The organism is Bacillus sp. CR71 (assembly GCF_003429245.1).
Taxonomy (GTDB): domain Bacteria; phylum Bacillota; class Bacilli; order Bacillales; family Bacillaceae_G; genus Bacillus_A; species Bacillus_A thuringiensis_S.
Map to the genome: position 1 here is coordinate 5,259,901 of NZ_CP031748.1, position 15,614 is coordinate 5,275,514.

Below are 15,614 nucleotides of genomic sequence, written 5' to 3' on the forward strand. Positions count from 1 at the left end.
TTTTCTTAAGGAGGGCTTCCTTAATGCGTACTCCTTTATCCTTTGATAAAGACACTGCCATACTGTTAGCTTCTTGTTGTGAGTTAACGTATGAACAATATAAACAAAATGGTATTTTCGAAATACCAGATGGTTTTCAATATGTACAAGGGTTTCAAGGAAAGGCCATTCAAACAACAGAATGGTTCGGATTTATATTAGAATCTGAGGATACAATTATCGTTGCCTTTAGGGGCACTCAAACAGACCCAGATTGGATTATTGACTCTCTCGTCAATCAAAAACCTTATCCTTATGCTTTAAATGGTGGAAATGTCCATAACGGCTTTCTCTCTATTTATGAGTCTTGCCGTGATTCTATTATGGATATGCTCGTATCATTGCCAGCACATAAAAAACTGCTAGCTACTGGGCATAGTCTAGGTGGCGCGCTTGCCACATTACACATATTAGATGCACGTATAAATACTGCCTTCGCACAGTATGGACTTTATTCATTCGCTTCCCCAAAAGTAGGAGATATCGCTTTTCGAAATTATTATAAACTACAAGTAGCTAGTAGCTTTCGTTTCGTCAACTTGTTCGATGTCGTTCCACTTCTCCCTCCCCGAAACATAAATTTTAATGATCATGATTGGGAGTATGCACACGTCCATCACAATATGACATTTACAAAAAACACAAAATCCATTACAAATAATCATTCCATTACAACATACAAAACATGTCTGACTTCTCATTTTTAACCAGTAAACAATTGGAAATAAAATATTCATATACTATAATACTCTATGAAGTTATTTTTGGATGAGGGGACCTTACATGTTAAAATTTATCTTCACACTTTTTCTTATTGTAATTTTTACGGTCACAGGTTTCTTTACATTTTCATACTTTGCGACAGGAGAGTATGATGGGGCAGGTATAATATATACCACTATTCCATTTCTTTCTTAAGCAAAATAAATAAAACGAGCTTAAAAAAAGTAAGCTCGTTTTATTTATTAATATTAATTTTTGTAAGTAAATAGATAATATATCCCCCAACGTAGCAACCTCTTTAAAACTGTTTAACTGCATTACCAATACCCCAAATTTCATTGCTGTACTGCAAAATCGTTCGATCACTCGCAAAATGACCAGACTGTGCAATATTTAAAATCGACATTTCTAGCCACTTTGTTCGGTTCTCATAAGCTCTACCAACAGCTTCTTGTCTTTCAGCATATGGACCAAAATCTCGCAGAACGAAATATTCATCATTTTGAATAACGAGAGAATCATAGATCGCTTCAAATTCAGCACCCGATTGTGCAAAAAAACCATTTGTTAATTGATCTACTATTTTTTTAATGTGCCTATTGTGGTGATAATAGTCACTTGCACGATATCCACCATTTTGATGGTAATGAAGAACCTCTTCTGCTGTTAAACCGAAAATGAAACAGTTATCATCACCGACCCGGTCTTTTATTTCAACGTTAGCTCCGTCTAGCGTTCCAAGTGTAATCGCACCATTCATCATAAATTTCATATTGCCTGTTCCCGATGCTTCTTTACTCGCCGTTGAAATTTGCTCACTTACATCCGCCGCCGGGAATATATCTTCAGCTAAAGAAACTCGATAGTTTTCTAGAAAGATAACTTTCATATATTGACTAACATACGGATCATTATTTACTTTTCTTGCGAGTTCATTTATTAATTTAATAATTTTTTTCGCGTAATAATAACCAGGTGATGCTTTCGCTCCAAAAATAAAAGTACGCGGATAAAATGTAAAACTAGCATCCTCTTTCAAACGGTTATACAAATATAAAATATGAAGAACATTTAATAATTGTCGTTTGTAAGCATGTAATCTTTTCACTTGCACATCAAAAATAGAATTTGGATCAATCGTAATCCCCATTGTATTATGAATGCGCTCCGCTAAAATCTCTTTACGCTCTTGTTTTACCTCTGCAAACTTCTCTTGGAAACTCGCATCATATTGAACTGTTTGCAACGATTGAAGCTTAATCGGTTCTTTCTTCCACTCTGGTCCAATCGCCTCTGAAATGAGATTTGTTAACTGTGGATTTGCTTTCATAAGCCAGCGCCTATGAGCAATTCCATTCGTCTTATTATTAAACTTATCTGGATAAAATTCATAAAACAATCGCATTTCCCGCTGCTTTAATATTTCCGTATGAATTTTTGCTACACCGTTTACGCTATGGCTACCGACAATTGCTAAATGAGCCATTTTCACAAGATCATGCGCAATAATTGCCATGTCTTCAATGCGATGCCATTCATAAGGATAACGTTCCCAAAGTTCATGACAGAAACGTTCATTAATCTCTTCAATAATCATATAAATTCTCGGTAATAATGGTTTAAAAATGTGAATTGGCCACTTTTCGAGCGCTTCTGATAACGTCGTATGATTCGTATAAGAAATCGTCTGCGTCGTTATGTGCCAAGCTTCTTCCCATGTTAACTTTTCTTCGTCTAGTAAAATACGCATCAGTTCTGGAATTGCTAAAACCGGATGTGTATCGTTAATGTGAATCGCAATTTTTTCATGTAGTTGACGAAGGTCACCATATCTTTCTCTATGCATTCGAACGATATTTTGCAAACTTGCTGATACGAGGAAATACTGTTGTTTTAAACGAAGTATTTTTCCCTCATCATGCGTATCATCTGGATATAAAAACTCCGATACAGCCTCTGTTTCGCGCTTATATTTCAAAATATCTTTGCAGTTTTGCGGGAAAGGAACTGGTTCAGCATTCCAAAGTCTAAGTGTATTTACAGTACTCGTCTCATAGCCTACTACCGGCACATCATATGGCACCGCCATAATGACTTCTGCATTTGTATGCCTAAACTCTAAACGCCCGTCAATTTCTAGCGGTTCAACACTGCCAAAATAACTTACTTCTACAGCTTGATCATGTCTTCTTACTTCCCATACGTTTTCATGAAGAAGCCACTGTTCTGGAAATTCAACTTGATAACCATCAACAATTTTCTGATCAAACAAACCATGTTTATAACGAATTCCACAGCCGTGTCCTGGTAAGTTTAAAGATGCAAGTGAATCAAGAAAACAGGCTGCTAAGCGTCCAAGTCCACCGTTACCAAGGCCTGCATCTGCTTCCACTTCTTCTAACTCTTGTAACGAAATCCCTAGTTCAGATAACCCCTGCTCGCATACATCTCTAATACCTAAATTCAAGATGTTACTTCCAAGCAAACGTCCAAGCAAAAACTCAATAGACAAGTAATACATTTGCTTTTGCTCTCCTGATCGATAACTCTCGTTCGTTGCAATCCATTGACTATTCATATACTCACGTACCATATGGCCGAGCGTATTATATTGATCACGATTTGTAGAATCTTTGAAACTTTTCCCATACATCGTCTCTAACTTTTCTAGAAAAGTTGATTTAAAACTTTCAACATGAGTAAACATTTTTTCACCACCTACATGTTATTCCATGAGACTTTTATACAATTCCTTATAAGCAAGAGCCGATTGCCTCCAGCTATAATCTTCAGTCATCGCTTGTTTTACAAGCTGCTCCCACACTGGTTTATCGTGATAAAATTCAATTGCACGGTGAACCGTATGCAGCATGTCATGTGCATTAAAGTTCGTGAAACTGAAACCATTTCCTTCGCCTGTTTCTTCATCATAAGAATGTACCGTATCGTTTAATCCACCTGTTTCTCTTACAATTGGAATCGTACCGTACGCCAATGCGATAAGTTGTCCAAGTCCACACGGTTCAAACAGCGATGGCATTAAAAATAAATCGCTTCCCGCATACACTTGGTGCGCTAATTCTTCATTAAATCCGATATAAACTTTTACCTTCTCCGGATACTCATATGCCATCCACTCAAAGAATTGCTCATATTCCGAATCACCTGAACCTAAAATAATACATTGTACATCTTCTTCCATTATTTCGCGGAATACAGTGCGTACTAAATCAAGACCTTTTTGCTTCGTTAATCTCGTTACCATTGAAATAATTGGTGTATCCTCTTTTTCTGGCAAACCAAAATAACGCTGCAAAGCGCGTTTATTTTCACTCTTTTCATATAATGACTCTGCATCATACTGAGCCTTAATATATGAATCCGTTTCTGGATTATATACGCTCGTATCAATACCATTTACAATGCCACTAAGCTTATCATTATATTTTCTCAGTAATCCATCTAACTTCTCACCGAAAAATTCATATTGAATTTCTTCTTTATACGTCGGGCTCACCGCTGTAATTTGATCCGAAGCGATAATACCGCCTTTCATAAAGTTTATGTTTCCATAAAACTCTAGCTGCTCACTATGAAAATATTCATCACCAAGCTCTAACAAGTCGTACATCACTTCAGAAGGAAATACTCCTTGGAACTGCAAGTTGTGAATCGTATATACCGTTTTAATACGCTCATATAACGGGTTATCTTGATACTTTTCACGAAGTAAGAAATTAACCATAGCCGTATGCCAATCGTGGCTATGAAGAACATCCACTTCAAAATCAAGATGCGGAATACACTCTAACATTGCTTTTGAGAAATAAGAAAAACGCTCCCCGTCATCATAATGACCATACAGAGAATCTCTCTTAAAATAATATTCATTATCTATTAAGTAATACGTAATTCCGTCTTGCTCACCTTTTAAAATTCCGCAATATTGATTTCTCCACCCAAGCGGGACGTTAATTACTTTATGTAACGTACATCCATCTCTTAACTTTTGCGGAATGAGACTATAATTCGGAAGTATAATACGAACGTCCACTCCTAATTTTTTCAGCTCTTTTGGGAGCGCACCCGCTACATCAGCTAATCCTCCCGATTTCACAAACGGTACACATTCTGATACTGCAAATAAAATATTCACTTGTTGTCCCACTGCGCGAAAAGTTTTTATACTCCTCTTGCAGCTTCCTCCCTTCGAGTTTTCATTTAAATTAAAACTTTAATCAGTGGGAGAAAAAGCCCCCACTGATTCTTTAGGAATAACTATTAATCGTACTGTTTTGTACGCTTCCTTTTTCTACAACATATGGCTCATCGATGTTTCCTTTTAATACGACACCGTCGCCAATTTTCACGTCTTTATCAATAATAACACCATCTATTATACAGTTATCTCCAATTTGGCTCTTTTGCATAATAATACTGTTACGAATAATTGAACCTTTTCCAATTTTAACCGAACGGGAAACAACACTGTTTTCGACTTCCCCTTCAATAATACTGCCATTTGCAATCATTGTATTTTTCACGACTGCACCCTTTAGATAACGAGTTGGCGGCTCATCTTTTACTTTCGTAAAGATCGGCGCTTCTTTCTTAAATAATTGCTTCCAAATAGCAGGCTGCAAAATTTCTAAGCTATGTTTATAGTAACTTTCAATCGAATCAATAATAGCTACATATCCTGTATGCTCATACGTAGCAATATGCAGTGATTTTCCGCGCTTTTCTCTCACTACATCAAATAAACTGTATTGCTCCACATCTTTATATGTCTCAAATAAATCTAACAATAATTGTTTCTTTAACACGTATGTTTGAAGCGAAACCCCTTCATGGCAAACTTCCGTAATATCAGCTGCCGTATGTATATGTCGCTCTAACACCGCCTGGAAATTTAATGCTGTTACGAGATGGCTATTCGTAATAACAACGTACTCTTCTCTGCTTCTTAGAAAATAATCAATATGTCTTCTAAAGTGTGCAAAAGACCCAAACTCATCTTGGTCACATTGGCAATTTGGCGGGAATAAAAATAGTCCGTCTCGTTTTCTATCTAAATCCCACTGTTTTCCTGAACCAACATGGTCCATTAGTGAGCGATTTTTATGACTTGTAAAAACCGCTACACTATGAATATTAGAATTCACCATATTTGAAAGCATGAAATCAATGAGTCGGTAACGGCCCCCAAACGGTAACGCCGCTAATGAACGATGCCCTGTTACTTTCTTTAAGGAAGGAAAACTTCCCGTTGCATTAATAATTCCTAACATTTTTTCTCCCATTCATTTCATCCCCCTTTTCTATTTCCCTTCAGCAATGAGTACTACATCGTCGACATTTTTTTCTGGACGAATAATTGTTCCATCTTCAATAACCATTTCCGAACCAACGATCGCTCTTTCAATCACAACATTTTTACCAATCTTTGCTCCTGGCATAACGACAGAATCAATAACCATACTACCTTCTTCCACCGTCACCCCTTGGAATAACACAGAATGCTTCACGTCCCCTTCAATGACGCATCCTTCGTTAATAAGTGATTCTTCTACTTTTGCCTTTTCTGCAATATATTGAGGTGGCTCATTTGGATTCACAGAATAAATACGCCAATTACGATCGTTTAAATTCAGCGATGTTTCATCGCGAAGTAAATCCATATTCGCTTCCCATAAGCTTTTCACCGTTCCAACATCTTTCCAATATCCTTCAAATGGATACGCCATTAGCTTCTTCCCTTCATCTAATAAAAGTGGAAGTACATCTTTTCCGAAATCATTACTAGATTCAGGATTTCTTGCATCCATCTCTAAATACTCTTTCAAAATTGCCCAGTTAAAAATATAAATTCCCATTGATGCAAGATTACTTCTTGGAAATTGTGGTTTCTCTTCAAACTCAACAATCTCCATCTCTTCATTTGTATTCATAATGCCAAAGCGACTCGCTTCATCCCAAGGTACTTCAATAACAGAAATGGATACGTCCGATTCTTTCTCAATATGGTAATCTAGCATCTTACTGTAATCCATTTTATAAATATGGTCGCCTGATAAAATAAGAACATACTCCGGTTCATACTGACTTAAATAGTTTAAGTTTTGATAAATGGCACTTGCCGTACCTGTATACCACTTCACCCCTGAAGACTCCGCATAAGGAGGTAATACTGTGACTCCACCGTTTACTCGGTCTAAATCCCACGCATTTCCAATTCCGATATAATTATGAAGTTCAAGTGGTTGATATTGTGTTAAAATCCCAACCGTTTCAATACCAGAATTCGCACAGTTACTTAGCGTAAAATCAATAATGCGATATTTACCACCAAATGGAACAGCTGGCTTGGCTAAATTTTTTGTTAATGCACTTAAACGACTACCTTTTCCCCCTGCTAGTAACATTGCTACGCACTTTTGTTTTTGAGCCATCTTGTTTTTTGCTCCCCTTTCTCGTCTTCACTGGTCGTAATATGGATACGCCAAATGGTGGAATTGTAATCTCTACATGTGCTGCTTGATTATGGTACGGTTCTAGAATCGTCTTAAGACGTTTCTTATTCACTTGCCCCGAACCGCCATATTGCTCAGCATCACTGTTTAAAATCTCGTTATAATACTCGAAATCTGGTACACCTACTTTATAGTTTTCATATGTAGCTTTCGTAAAATTACATACGACAACTAACGCATCTTCTTGTTTATCCCCTTGGCGGATAAAAGAGAAAATACTTTGCTCATTATTATTAGCATCAATCCACTGAAAGCCTTCAGGTGAATGGTCAAGCTGCCAAAGTGGTTTTGAGCGCTTATACAATGCTATGAGCTCTTTAAAGTAATCATGCATATAACGATGCATTTCAAAATCATGTAAATTCCAATCTAAATCTTCCAGGTCTTTCCACTCATCAAACTGTCCGAATTCTCCTCCCATGAAAAGTAACTTCTTTCCTGGGTGAGTAAAGAAATATCCATATAATAAACGAAGCTGAGCAAACTTATCCCAGTAATCACCTGGCATTTTATTTAATAACGACTTTTTCCCATGAACGACTTCATCATGAGAAAGTGGTAATATGAAGTTTTCAGAGTACGCATATAGTAAAGAAAACGTCATTTTCTCATGAATGTGTTTCCTATATTCAGGCGCACACTCCATATATTTCAGTACATCATTCATCCAGCCCATGTTCCATTTGTAATTGAATCCAAGCCCACCTTCATACGTTGGAGTTGTTACAAGTGGCCAAGCTGTTGAATCTTCTGCCGTCATAAGAAAATCTTCATCCTCTGCAAACACTGCTTCATTTAACTCTCTTAAAAATGAAACAGCATGCTCATTACTTTGCTCTTGTCCTTCTTTATTCCAGTACAACATGTTCGCAACTGCATCTACTCTGAAACCATCAATATGGAAATATCTCATCCAAAATAACGCATTTGAAATTAAGAAATTACGTACCTCTCTCTTCCCTAAATCAAAATTGACAGTTCCCCATACTGGATTTTCTTGTACATCTTTATCTTTATATTCATAGGTCGGTGTGCCATCAAACAAATATAAACCGTGAGCATCTTTACAAAAGTGCCCCGGCACCCAATCTAAAATGACACCGATTCCATATTTATGACATTCGTCGACAAAATACATTAAATCATGCGGCGTACCAAATCTACTCGTCGCTGCATAATATCCCGTTCCTTGATATCCCCAAGAACGATCATATGGATGCTCAACAAGCGGCATAATTTCAATATGTGTAAATTGATGTTCCACCACATACGGGATGAGCTCTTCTACCATTTCCCTGTAAGAATACAGCGTTCCATCTTCTTTCTTTTTCCAAGAACCAAAATGTAATTCATAAACTGTCATCGCTTCTTTATAAATCGGTTTTTTCTTTTTCTTACGAGTCCAGTTTTTATCATTCCATTCATATCCCTTTATATCAAAAACTACAGATGCCGTATTCGGTCTTACTTCTGCATATACAGCATACGGATCTGCCTTTAAAATGACGTCACCAGCCAACGTTTCAATCGCATATTTATATATTTCTCCTTCTTTAATATGCGGTATAAACAAGGACCAAATGCCTTCTTCTGTCACTTGTAGCATCTTATGTTGCTCATAATCCCACTCATTAAAATCTCCAACAACACTCATTGCTTTCGCATGAGGAGCCCACACTGTAAATCGTACCCCTTGAATCTCATCTTCCGTCACAACATGTGCGCCAAAGATGTTATAACTTTCATAGTACTTTTCTGTATGAAACTCATCTCGTTTCACTTCTTCACAATTTATTACACTCAATATGCTCACCTCACTTAGATGACAGAATTTTTTATACTTTAACTATTTCTGTGAAAAACTGCAATATCCTTGTTAATTTATAAAAAATATTCGTTTTTTTCTTAAAAATGTTAGTTTTTCTTCACATTTCCGTGTAAAATATCGAATTTTGACGAATATTCATTGAAAACGCTTTATTATTCTTCTATATTTTTACCTATTATTTTTTCTCAACCTTTATTTTATTAGATTTATCCTATTTTTCATGCTATTTTTCATTCAAAATCAAAACAAAATAATCTGTCATAAAAAAATGTTTCTCAACATTTTTTGTCACAATTTTATTGAAATGCAAAATTCATAAGCATATACTCGCTCTCAATAAAGAACTTAGATCTTCCGTAACTATAATTCATAGTGGACTACTATGTTTACTTATTTATCCTTGTTGCGAACGGTCACTATGAAAATTTAACTAGGAGGGCTTTCTTATGTCATTAAAACAAAAAATAGGAATGGGAGTTGTCACCGCTTCACTTGGTTTATCCCTTACATTCGGAGGTGTATTCGCCTATTTCAGTGATTCAGAAACATCGAGTAACTCATTTCAAGCCGCCTAACAACGAAGCTTGGTACTGAAAAAGACGGTAAGCTGCTTGGCCAATATTATTATGCAAGACCTGACGAAAACCTTGCCGGCGATGTAAATGGTGATAAAGTAATCCATATTAAAGATGCTAAAATTATCGCTAGCAACTACATTAAAAAAGGACTAACTGTAAAAGACGGAGATCTTAATAAAGATGGAATTGTCGACGGAAAAGATATTCGCTTCGTTGAAAAGAACTTCTTGAAAAAAGGTCCAGATGCATCTAAATCACAAACACCTGTAGAAAAATCAAAAAGCGGTACACTGACAGATATTTTAAAGAAGTTAGGATTAACACCTAAAAAATAATCATAAAGAGCACTCTATATAAAATAGAGTGCTCTTTTCTATAAATGACCCTTATCCAGCAAAAGGGGTATATTGGGGATATACAAGGGAAACCGGAAAAGGAATTTATATTGAATTATATATAAATCCAGAAGTAAGAAGCAGGTCCCCACTTCCGGATTATTTAGCAATTAATTATAGTACTGGTGCCATAGTTTCTTTTAATACTTTTACAGAATGAGCGAATTTCGCTTTTTCTTCTTCATTTAGCTCAAGTTCTACGATTTCACGTACACCTTCGCGGTTAATAACAGCTGGAACACCTACGTAAGCATCTTTCTCACCGTATTGACCTTCAAGGTATGCAGATACAGTTAATACGCTGTTCTCGTTGTTTAAGATCGCTTTAGTTACACGAAGTAGTGACATACCGATTCCGTAGTAAGTTGCACCTTTACGTTCGATGATATGGTAAGCTGCATCACGTACATTTTCGAAGATTTTATCTAAGTCTTCTTGTTTGTACTGTTCGTTGTTAGCTAAGATTGTTTCTAGTTTTTGTACACCGATAGTAGCGTGGCTCCATACTGGAAGTTCAGTGTCACCGTGCTCACCAACGATGTAAGCATGAACGTTACGTGGATCTACATCTAAGTAGTCACCTAACATGTAACGGAAACGAGCAGAGTCTAAAGTAGTACCAGAACCGATTACGCGCTCTTTCGGTAAACCAGATTCTTTCCAAGTTACGTAAGTTAAAATATCAACCGGGTTAGTTGCGATTAAGAAGATTCCATCGAATCCGCTATCCATAATGCCGCGAACGATTTGTTTAAAGATCTTTGTATTTTTCTCAACTAAGTCTAAACGAGTTTCACCTGGCTTTTGTGGTAACCCAGCAGTGATAACAACTAGATCTGCATCTTTACAATCTGCATAGCTACCGCTCCAAACTTTTGTTGGTGATGGAGAGAATGGTACCGCATGGCTTAAGTCCATTGCTTCCCCTTCTGCTTTTGCTTCATTAACATCTACTAATACGAATTCTTCAGCTACACCTTGGTTGATCATTGAGTAAGCGTAACTACAACCTACAGCTCCTGTTCCTACTAATACTACACGATTGATACCTTTTTTCATGGTAATTTCCCCTCTCTATTGTTCACATATATTTTTTTATGATTGTTTAAGTAATTAATTAAAATACTAATTTAATGTTGTTTAACTTCTTTACATTCATATTGTAGCACGTATTATTGTGAATTACTTCACAATTTATGACCTATTTGTGAACTTTTTCACATAGAGTGTAAAGTTGTTAAATCAGGTGTGGAATCCATACCAAATTAGGTGTTTTCTTTAGATTGTGAATAAAAATGTATGATTCAATTACTCACTGTAACTAAATTCACTTTCTATAATAAAAATCCTAACATTCACAAAAAATGTAATCACATTATAAGATTAAACTGACTGATCACATCATTCCCTTACAAGATGGACGTCAATTAGCTTATATAGAATACGGTTAAATAAATGAATTAGCCTATACTTTATCACCTCCCTTTTAATCATTACTATATATTAAAAAATATCCGTTAAAATTATGCATTCTTTTCTAATAATAAACCATTCAATATAAGTGATAGGCTATGCAAAGCTTTAGACAACCGTGCCTCTGCATCTTCAGAATTCGCAATCCAACAAGCAAGGTCCACTAGTCCGCCATTTATAAATCTTGCTAAAGCTTCACAGTCCGTCTTTTCAATAATACAGTCCTTCATTAATTGCTGAAGCATCTCGGCCATCGTCACTAAACATTGTGACTGTGATGATTGATAATAACTAGTTCCTAATACTGCTGGTGCATCTCGAAGTACGATTCGCTGAATTTCTGGATTAAGTGCCATCGTTAAATATGCACGACAACGCCCAACAAACCCTTCCCATTTTCCTTCCGCTTCATCTGATACTTTCCCTAATTTATTATCCATTTCCATATCAATTTCTTTTACAACTGCTTCTAACAATCCTTTTTTATCACCAAAATGATGATAAATTGCACCACGTGTTAAACCGACAGATGCTGTAAAATCATCCATAGACGTATTTACATATCCAACTGTACCAAAAGCCTCTCTTGCTGCCCACAGCAATTTAGCACGTGTTTCAGTAATCATTTCTGCTCTCGTTTTTTTAATCATCTTTTCCTCCTACTTCTATTCATTCTCTTTATTCAAAATGAATTGCACTATAGTATCGTTCTCTATATAAAAGAATAACTCCTTTAAACATCGGCTCTATCCAGAGATAAAACATTTCAATTGACATACGCTCCGTAGTTAATATGATATTGGCATACGGTGCGTATGTCAATTATTTCTAGCTTACAAGATAATATAACTTCTTACCTATACCCTACATTGACTCACTGTCCCTTTTTATAGAAGGTATTAATGAAACAGAGGAGGAGTTAAAAGAATGAAGAATGTATATGTACACGTCAAATATTGTGGTGATTATCATGTTTAATTCCTACCGTGAGATTTTCAGTGCTCCTGGTACAAAAGGATTCTCATTAGCAGGATTTATAGCTCGTATGCCCATATCAATGATGGGTATTGGTATTGTTACCATGTTATCTCAAGTAAGTGGTGACTATTGGCTTGCTGGAGCTGTTGCAGCTACCTTTACATTATCATCAGCTTTACTAGCTCCTCATATTTCTCGGATGGCTGATCAATTAGGGCAATCTCGCATACTTCTTCCGACTACAGGTATTAGCGTTTTCTTTACAATCCTCTTACTTCTATGTACGAAATATGAAGCTCCTTATTGGACGCTATTTCTATCCGCTTTATGTGCAGGTTGTATGCCAAATATGTCAGCTATGGTACGTGCACGTTGGACTAAACTATACCGCGGATCCCATAAATTGCATACAGCATTTTCCTTCGAATCGGTCGTCGACGAAATTTGCTTCATAATTGGTCCTGTATTATCTGTCAGTTTAAGTGTTATGTTCTTCCCAGAAGCAGCGCCACTTTTATCATCTGTTTTTCTTACAATCGGGGTATGCCTATTTACTATGCAAAAAAGCACAGAACCGCCTGTACACCCTCGCGACATTACAAACAACGGAACAGTATTTAAAATTGGTTCTTTGCGAGTACTAGTATTCACACTCATTGCTATAGGTACTATCTTCGGCACAATAGATGTCGTTAGTGTAGCTTTTGCTGAGCAGCAAGGAAACACAGTAGCTGCTAGCTTTGTACTTTCTGTCTATGCAATCGGTTCATGCCTGGCAGGCCTTATTTTCGGTACTCTTAAACTCAATACCCCACCCTATAATCAGTTTTTAATAGCGGTCACACTTTCCATGATAACAATGCTGCCACTAGTTTTTGTAAACAGTATTACTTGGCTAGTAGTTATTGTTTTCTTTGCAGGGCTATCTGTCGCTCCTACTATGATTATTACTATGGGGCTTGTGGAAAAAATCGTACCTGAATCAAAGATAACCGAAGGAATGACTTGGGCAATTACAGGACTTGGAATTGGAGTCTCCCTAGGATCAGCGATAGCTGGTTTAGTTATTGATAACTTTGGAGCCCATGTAGGATTTAATGTGGCTATTATAGCAGGAGGCCTTGCCTTAACTATTGCACTTTTAGGCTACAAAACTCTTCACTCCGCATATAGTCATGTTGTTATTAAACAAGATGAACATTCAATAGAAAGTTAAAACATATTCAAAAAATAGGATTACCTTTTCTTATGTATGAGAAAAGGTAATCCTATTTTAAACTTATTATTTATAATTTGTCATAGCTTCTTCTATATCTATACACAACAAAAAAGAGATAGCAGATTATGCTATCTCTTTTAGTATGACCCGTACGGGATTCGAACCCGTGTTACCGCCGTGAAAGGGCGGTGTCTTAACCACTTGACCAACGGGCCAGTTCTGGCAGAGAAGAAGGGATTCGAACCCTCGCACCGCGTTCGCGATCTACTCCCTTAGCAGGGGAGCCCCTTGAGCCACTTGGGTACTTCTCTATAAATATGGCTCCGCAGGTAGGACTCGAACCTACGACCGATCGGTTAACAGCCGATAGCTCTACCACTGAGCTACTGCGGAACAATTATGGTGGGCCTAAATGGACTCGAACCATCGACCTCACGCTTATCAGGCGTGCGCTCTAACCAGCTGAGCTATAGGCCCATAATTGAAAAGCGGGTGAAGAGAATCGAACTCTCGACCAGAGCTTGGAAGGCTCTTGTTTTACCACTAAACTACACCCGCATAAAATTGAAAATGGTGAGCCATGAAGGATTCGAACCTTCGACCCTCTGATTAAAAGTCAGATGCTCTACCAACTGAGCTAATGGCTCATTTTGAAAGTGGTGCCGGCTAGAGGACTTGAACCCCCAACCTACTGATTACAAGTCAGTTGCTCTACCAATTGAGCTAAGCCGGCTTGCGACTTCAAAATGGTGGCTCGGGACGGAATCGAACCGCCGACACGAGGATTTTCAGTCCTCTGCTCTACCGACTGAGCTACCGAGCCTTATTAAAATGGCGGTCCCGACCGGGGTCGAACCGGCGATCTCCTGCGTGACAGGCAGGCATGTTAACCACTACACCACGGGACCATTTGGTTGCGGGGACAGGATTTGAACCTGCGACCTTCGGGTTATGAGCCCGACGAGCTACCGTACTGCTCCACCCCGCGATGATATAATATGTAATTTAAGAAAAAATGGAGGAGGTAGAGGGATTCGAACCCCCGCGCGACTCTCGCCGCCTGTCGGTTTTCAAGACCGATCCCTTCAGCCGAACTTGGGTATACCTCCGAGATATAAACCTTTAGTGGTGGACCTTGTAGGACTCGAACCTACGACCGGACGGTTATGAGCCGTCTGCTCTAACCAGCTGAGCTAAAGGTCCTTTATGGTAGCGGCGGAGGGGATCGAACCCCCGACCTCACGGGTATGAACCGTACGCTCTAGCCAGCTGAGCTACACCGCCATAAATGATATTAAAATAAGTGGAGCCTAGCGGGATCGAACCGCTGACCTCCTGCGTGCAAGGCAGGCGCTCTCCCAGCTGAGCTAAGGCCCCATGTTTTTGGGAATATCGGGAAGACAGGATTTGAACCTGCGACCCCCTGGTCCCAAACCAGGTGCTCTACCAAGCTGAGCCACTTCCCGTTAATAAAAGCGCGCCCGAGAGGAGTCGAACCCCTAACCTCTTGATCCGTAGTCAAACGCTCTATCCAATTGAGCTACGGGCGCATATGGTGCCGAGGGCGGGGGTCGAACCCGCACGGTGGTCACCCACCGCAGGATTTTAAGTCCTGTGCGTCTGCCTGTTCCGCCACCCCGGCATGTCATATTGAAAATTGGAGCGGAAGACGGGATTCGAACCCGCGACCCCAACCTTGGCAAGGTTGTATTCTACCACTGAACTACTTCCGCAAGACATGTTTGAGATATTTTATTAAAAGTGCGGGTGAAGGGAGTCGAACCCCCACGCCAAAGGCGCTAGATCCTAAGTCTAGTGCGTCTGCCAATTCCGCCACACCCGCATATT

General features: G+C 38.3%; 10 protein-coding genes, 18 tRNA genes, 1 rRNA gene and 2 pseudogenes (1 of these 31 running past the window's edge). 5 read left to right on the plus strand and 26 right to left on the minus strand.

All coding sequences use genetic code 11. The features are described 5' to 3' along the window. Nucleotides 1-23 precede the first annotated feature (23 nt). Both DOS87_RS26570 and DOS87_RS30400 read left to right on the plus strand, forming a co-directional pair. Nucleotides 24-746 carry a lipase family protein gene (locus tag DOS87_RS26570; RefSeq protein WP_001260110.1) on the plus strand — a complete coding sequence of 241 codons (723 nt, stop codon included), beginning with the start codon at nt 24-26 and terminating at the stop codon, nt 744-746. Between the two features lie 76 nt (nt 747-822). Next, entirely contained in the window at nt 823-957 is a 135-nt protein-coding gene (locus tag DOS87_RS30400; RefSeq protein ID WP_000911076.1) for a hypothetical protein, read from the plus strand. A 103-nt stretch (nt 958-1,060) separates the two neighbouring features. On the opposite strand, the gene glgP is transcribed toward DOS87_RS30400, so the two are convergent. The 5 genes from glgP to glgB form a co-directional block, all read right to left on the minus strand. Continuing rightward, a complete protein-coding gene (gene glgP / locus DOS87_RS26575; RefSeq protein ID WP_000494093.1) occupies nt 1,061-3,469 on the minus strand; it encodes a glycogen phosphorylase in 2,409 nt (802 codons plus the stop codon). 18 nt (nt 3,470-3,487) lie between these two features. Continuing rightward, a complete protein-coding gene (gene glgA, locus DOS87_RS26580) occupies nt 3,488-4,918 on the minus strand; it encodes a glycogen synthase GlgA (RefSeq protein ID WP_208730146.1) in 1,431 nt (476 codons plus the stop codon). Nucleotides 4,919-5,030: 112 nt separating this feature from the next. Further along, nucleotides 5,031-6,065, minus strand: coding sequence for a glucose-1-phosphate adenylyltransferase subunit GlgD (glgD, locus tag DOS87_RS26585; RefSeq protein ID WP_000504159.1), 1,035 nt, complete (start codon nt 6,063-6,065; stop codon nt 5,031-5,033). A gap of 18 nt (nt 6,066-6,083) precedes the next feature. Next, nucleotides 6,084-7,214 (minus strand): glucose-1-phosphate adenylyltransferase, encoded by a 1,131-nt coding sequence (gene glgC, locus DOS87_RS26590; RefSeq protein WP_000057602.1) that lies wholly within the window; start codon nt 7,212-7,214, stop codon nt 6,084-6,086. Then, nucleotides 7,162-9,099 (minus strand): 1,4-alpha-glucan branching protein GlgB, encoded by a 1,938-nt coding sequence (gene glgB, locus DOS87_RS26595; protein WP_098424803.1) that lies wholly within the window; start codon nt 9,097-9,099, stop codon nt 7,162-7,164. The genes glgC and glgB overlap by 53 nt, the downstream gene beginning before the upstream one ends. 470 nt (nt 9,100-9,569) lie before the next feature. Here glgB and DOS87_RS26600 point away from each other — a divergent pair. Together DOS87_RS26600 and DOS87_RS26605 are read left to right on the plus strand one after the other, a co-directional pair. Continuing rightward, nucleotides 9,570-9,692: pseudogene (locus tag DOS87_RS26600) on the plus strand (TasA family protein); the annotation flags it as partial. After that, nucleotides 9,683-10,036, plus strand: a pseudogene (locus tag DOS87_RS26605) (dockerin type I domain-containing protein); the annotation flags it as partial. The pseudogenes DOS87_RS26600 and DOS87_RS26605, both read left to right, overlap by 10 nt. A 174-nt stretch (nt 10,037-10,210) precedes the next feature. On the opposite strand, the gene DOS87_RS26610 reads toward DOS87_RS26605, so the two are convergent. Both DOS87_RS26610 and DOS87_RS26615 read right to left on the minus strand, forming a co-directional pair. Continuing rightward, on the minus strand, nt 10,211-11,155 hold the full coding sequence (locus tag DOS87_RS26610; protein ID WP_000715339.1) for an L-lactate dehydrogenase: 945 nt from the start codon (nt 11,153-11,155) through the stop codon (nt 10,211-10,213). 464 nt (nt 11,156-11,619) lie between these two features. Further along, entirely contained in the window at nt 11,620-12,219 is a 600-nt protein-coding gene (locus tag DOS87_RS26615) for a TetR/AcrR family transcriptional regulator (protein ID WP_000592777.1), read from the minus strand. Between the two features lie 320 nt (nt 12,220-12,539). Between DOS87_RS26615 and DOS87_RS26620 the strand changes: the two genes are divergently transcribed. Next, a complete protein-coding gene (locus DOS87_RS26620; protein ID WP_015945917.1) occupies nt 12,540-13,763 on the plus strand; it encodes an MFS transporter in 1,224 nt (407 codons plus the stop codon). 146 nt (nt 13,764-13,909) lie between these two features. Here DOS87_RS26620 and DOS87_RS26625 read toward each other — a convergent pair. From DOS87_RS26625 to rrf, 19 genes are all read right to left on the minus strand, one after another. Further along, nucleotides 13,910-13,981, minus strand: a tRNA-Glu gene (locus DOS87_RS26625). A gap of 5 nt (nt 13,982-13,986) precedes the next feature. Beyond that, nucleotides 13,987-14,077, minus strand: a tRNA-Ser gene (locus DOS87_RS26630). 7 nt (nt 14,078-14,084) lie between these two features. Beyond that, nucleotides 14,085-14,159: transfer RNA gene (locus DOS87_RS26635), tRNA-Asn, on the minus strand. 7 nt (nt 14,160-14,166) lie between these two features. Beyond that, nucleotides 14,167-14,243 (minus strand) — tRNA-Ile (locus DOS87_RS26640). 10 nt (nt 14,244-14,253) lie between these two features. Then, nucleotides 14,254-14,324 (minus strand) — tRNA-Gly (locus tag DOS87_RS26645). 13 nt (nt 14,325-14,337) lie between these two features. Beyond that, nucleotides 14,338-14,413 (minus strand) — tRNA-Lys (locus DOS87_RS26650). A gap of 10 nt (nt 14,414-14,423) precedes the next feature. Next, nucleotides 14,424-14,499: transfer RNA gene (locus tag DOS87_RS26655), tRNA-Thr, on the minus strand. 14 nt (nt 14,500-14,513) lie between these two features. After that, nucleotides 14,514-14,589 (minus strand) — tRNA-Phe (locus DOS87_RS26660). A 9-nt stretch (nt 14,590-14,598) separates the two neighbouring features. Next, nucleotides 14,599-14,674 (minus strand) — tRNA-Asp (locus DOS87_RS26665). Between the two features lie 3 nt (nt 14,675-14,677). Continuing rightward, nucleotides 14,678-14,754 (minus strand) — tRNA-Met (locus DOS87_RS26670). A 28-nt stretch (nt 14,755-14,782) separates the two neighbouring features. After that, nucleotides 14,783-14,875, minus strand: a tRNA-Ser gene (locus DOS87_RS26675). A 17-nt stretch (nt 14,876-14,892) separates the two neighbouring features. Beyond that, a tRNA-Ile gene (locus DOS87_RS26680) sits at nt 14,893-14,969 on the minus strand. 4 nt (nt 14,970-14,973) lie between these two features. Then, nucleotides 14,974-15,050: transfer RNA gene (locus DOS87_RS26685), tRNA-Met, on the minus strand. A 20-nt stretch (nt 15,051-15,070) separates the two neighbouring features. Then, nucleotides 15,071-15,143 (minus strand) — tRNA-Ala (locus tag DOS87_RS26690). A 15-nt stretch (nt 15,144-15,158) separates the two neighbouring features. After that, nucleotides 15,159-15,232: transfer RNA gene (locus DOS87_RS26695), tRNA-Pro, on the minus strand. Between the two features lie 10 nt (nt 15,233-15,242). Then, nucleotides 15,243-15,316 (minus strand) — tRNA-Arg (locus DOS87_RS26700). A gap of 3 nt (nt 15,317-15,319) precedes the next feature. Continuing rightward, nucleotides 15,320-15,408, minus strand: a tRNA-Leu gene (locus tag DOS87_RS26705). 16 nt (nt 15,409-15,424) lie between these two features. Beyond that, nucleotides 15,425-15,499, minus strand: a tRNA-Gly gene (locus DOS87_RS26710). Between the two features lie 94 nt (nt 15,500-15,593). Next, nucleotides 15,594-15,614: ribosomal RNA gene (rrf, locus tag DOS87_RS26715) — 5S ribosomal RNA — on the minus strand; it runs 125 nt beyond the window's last position.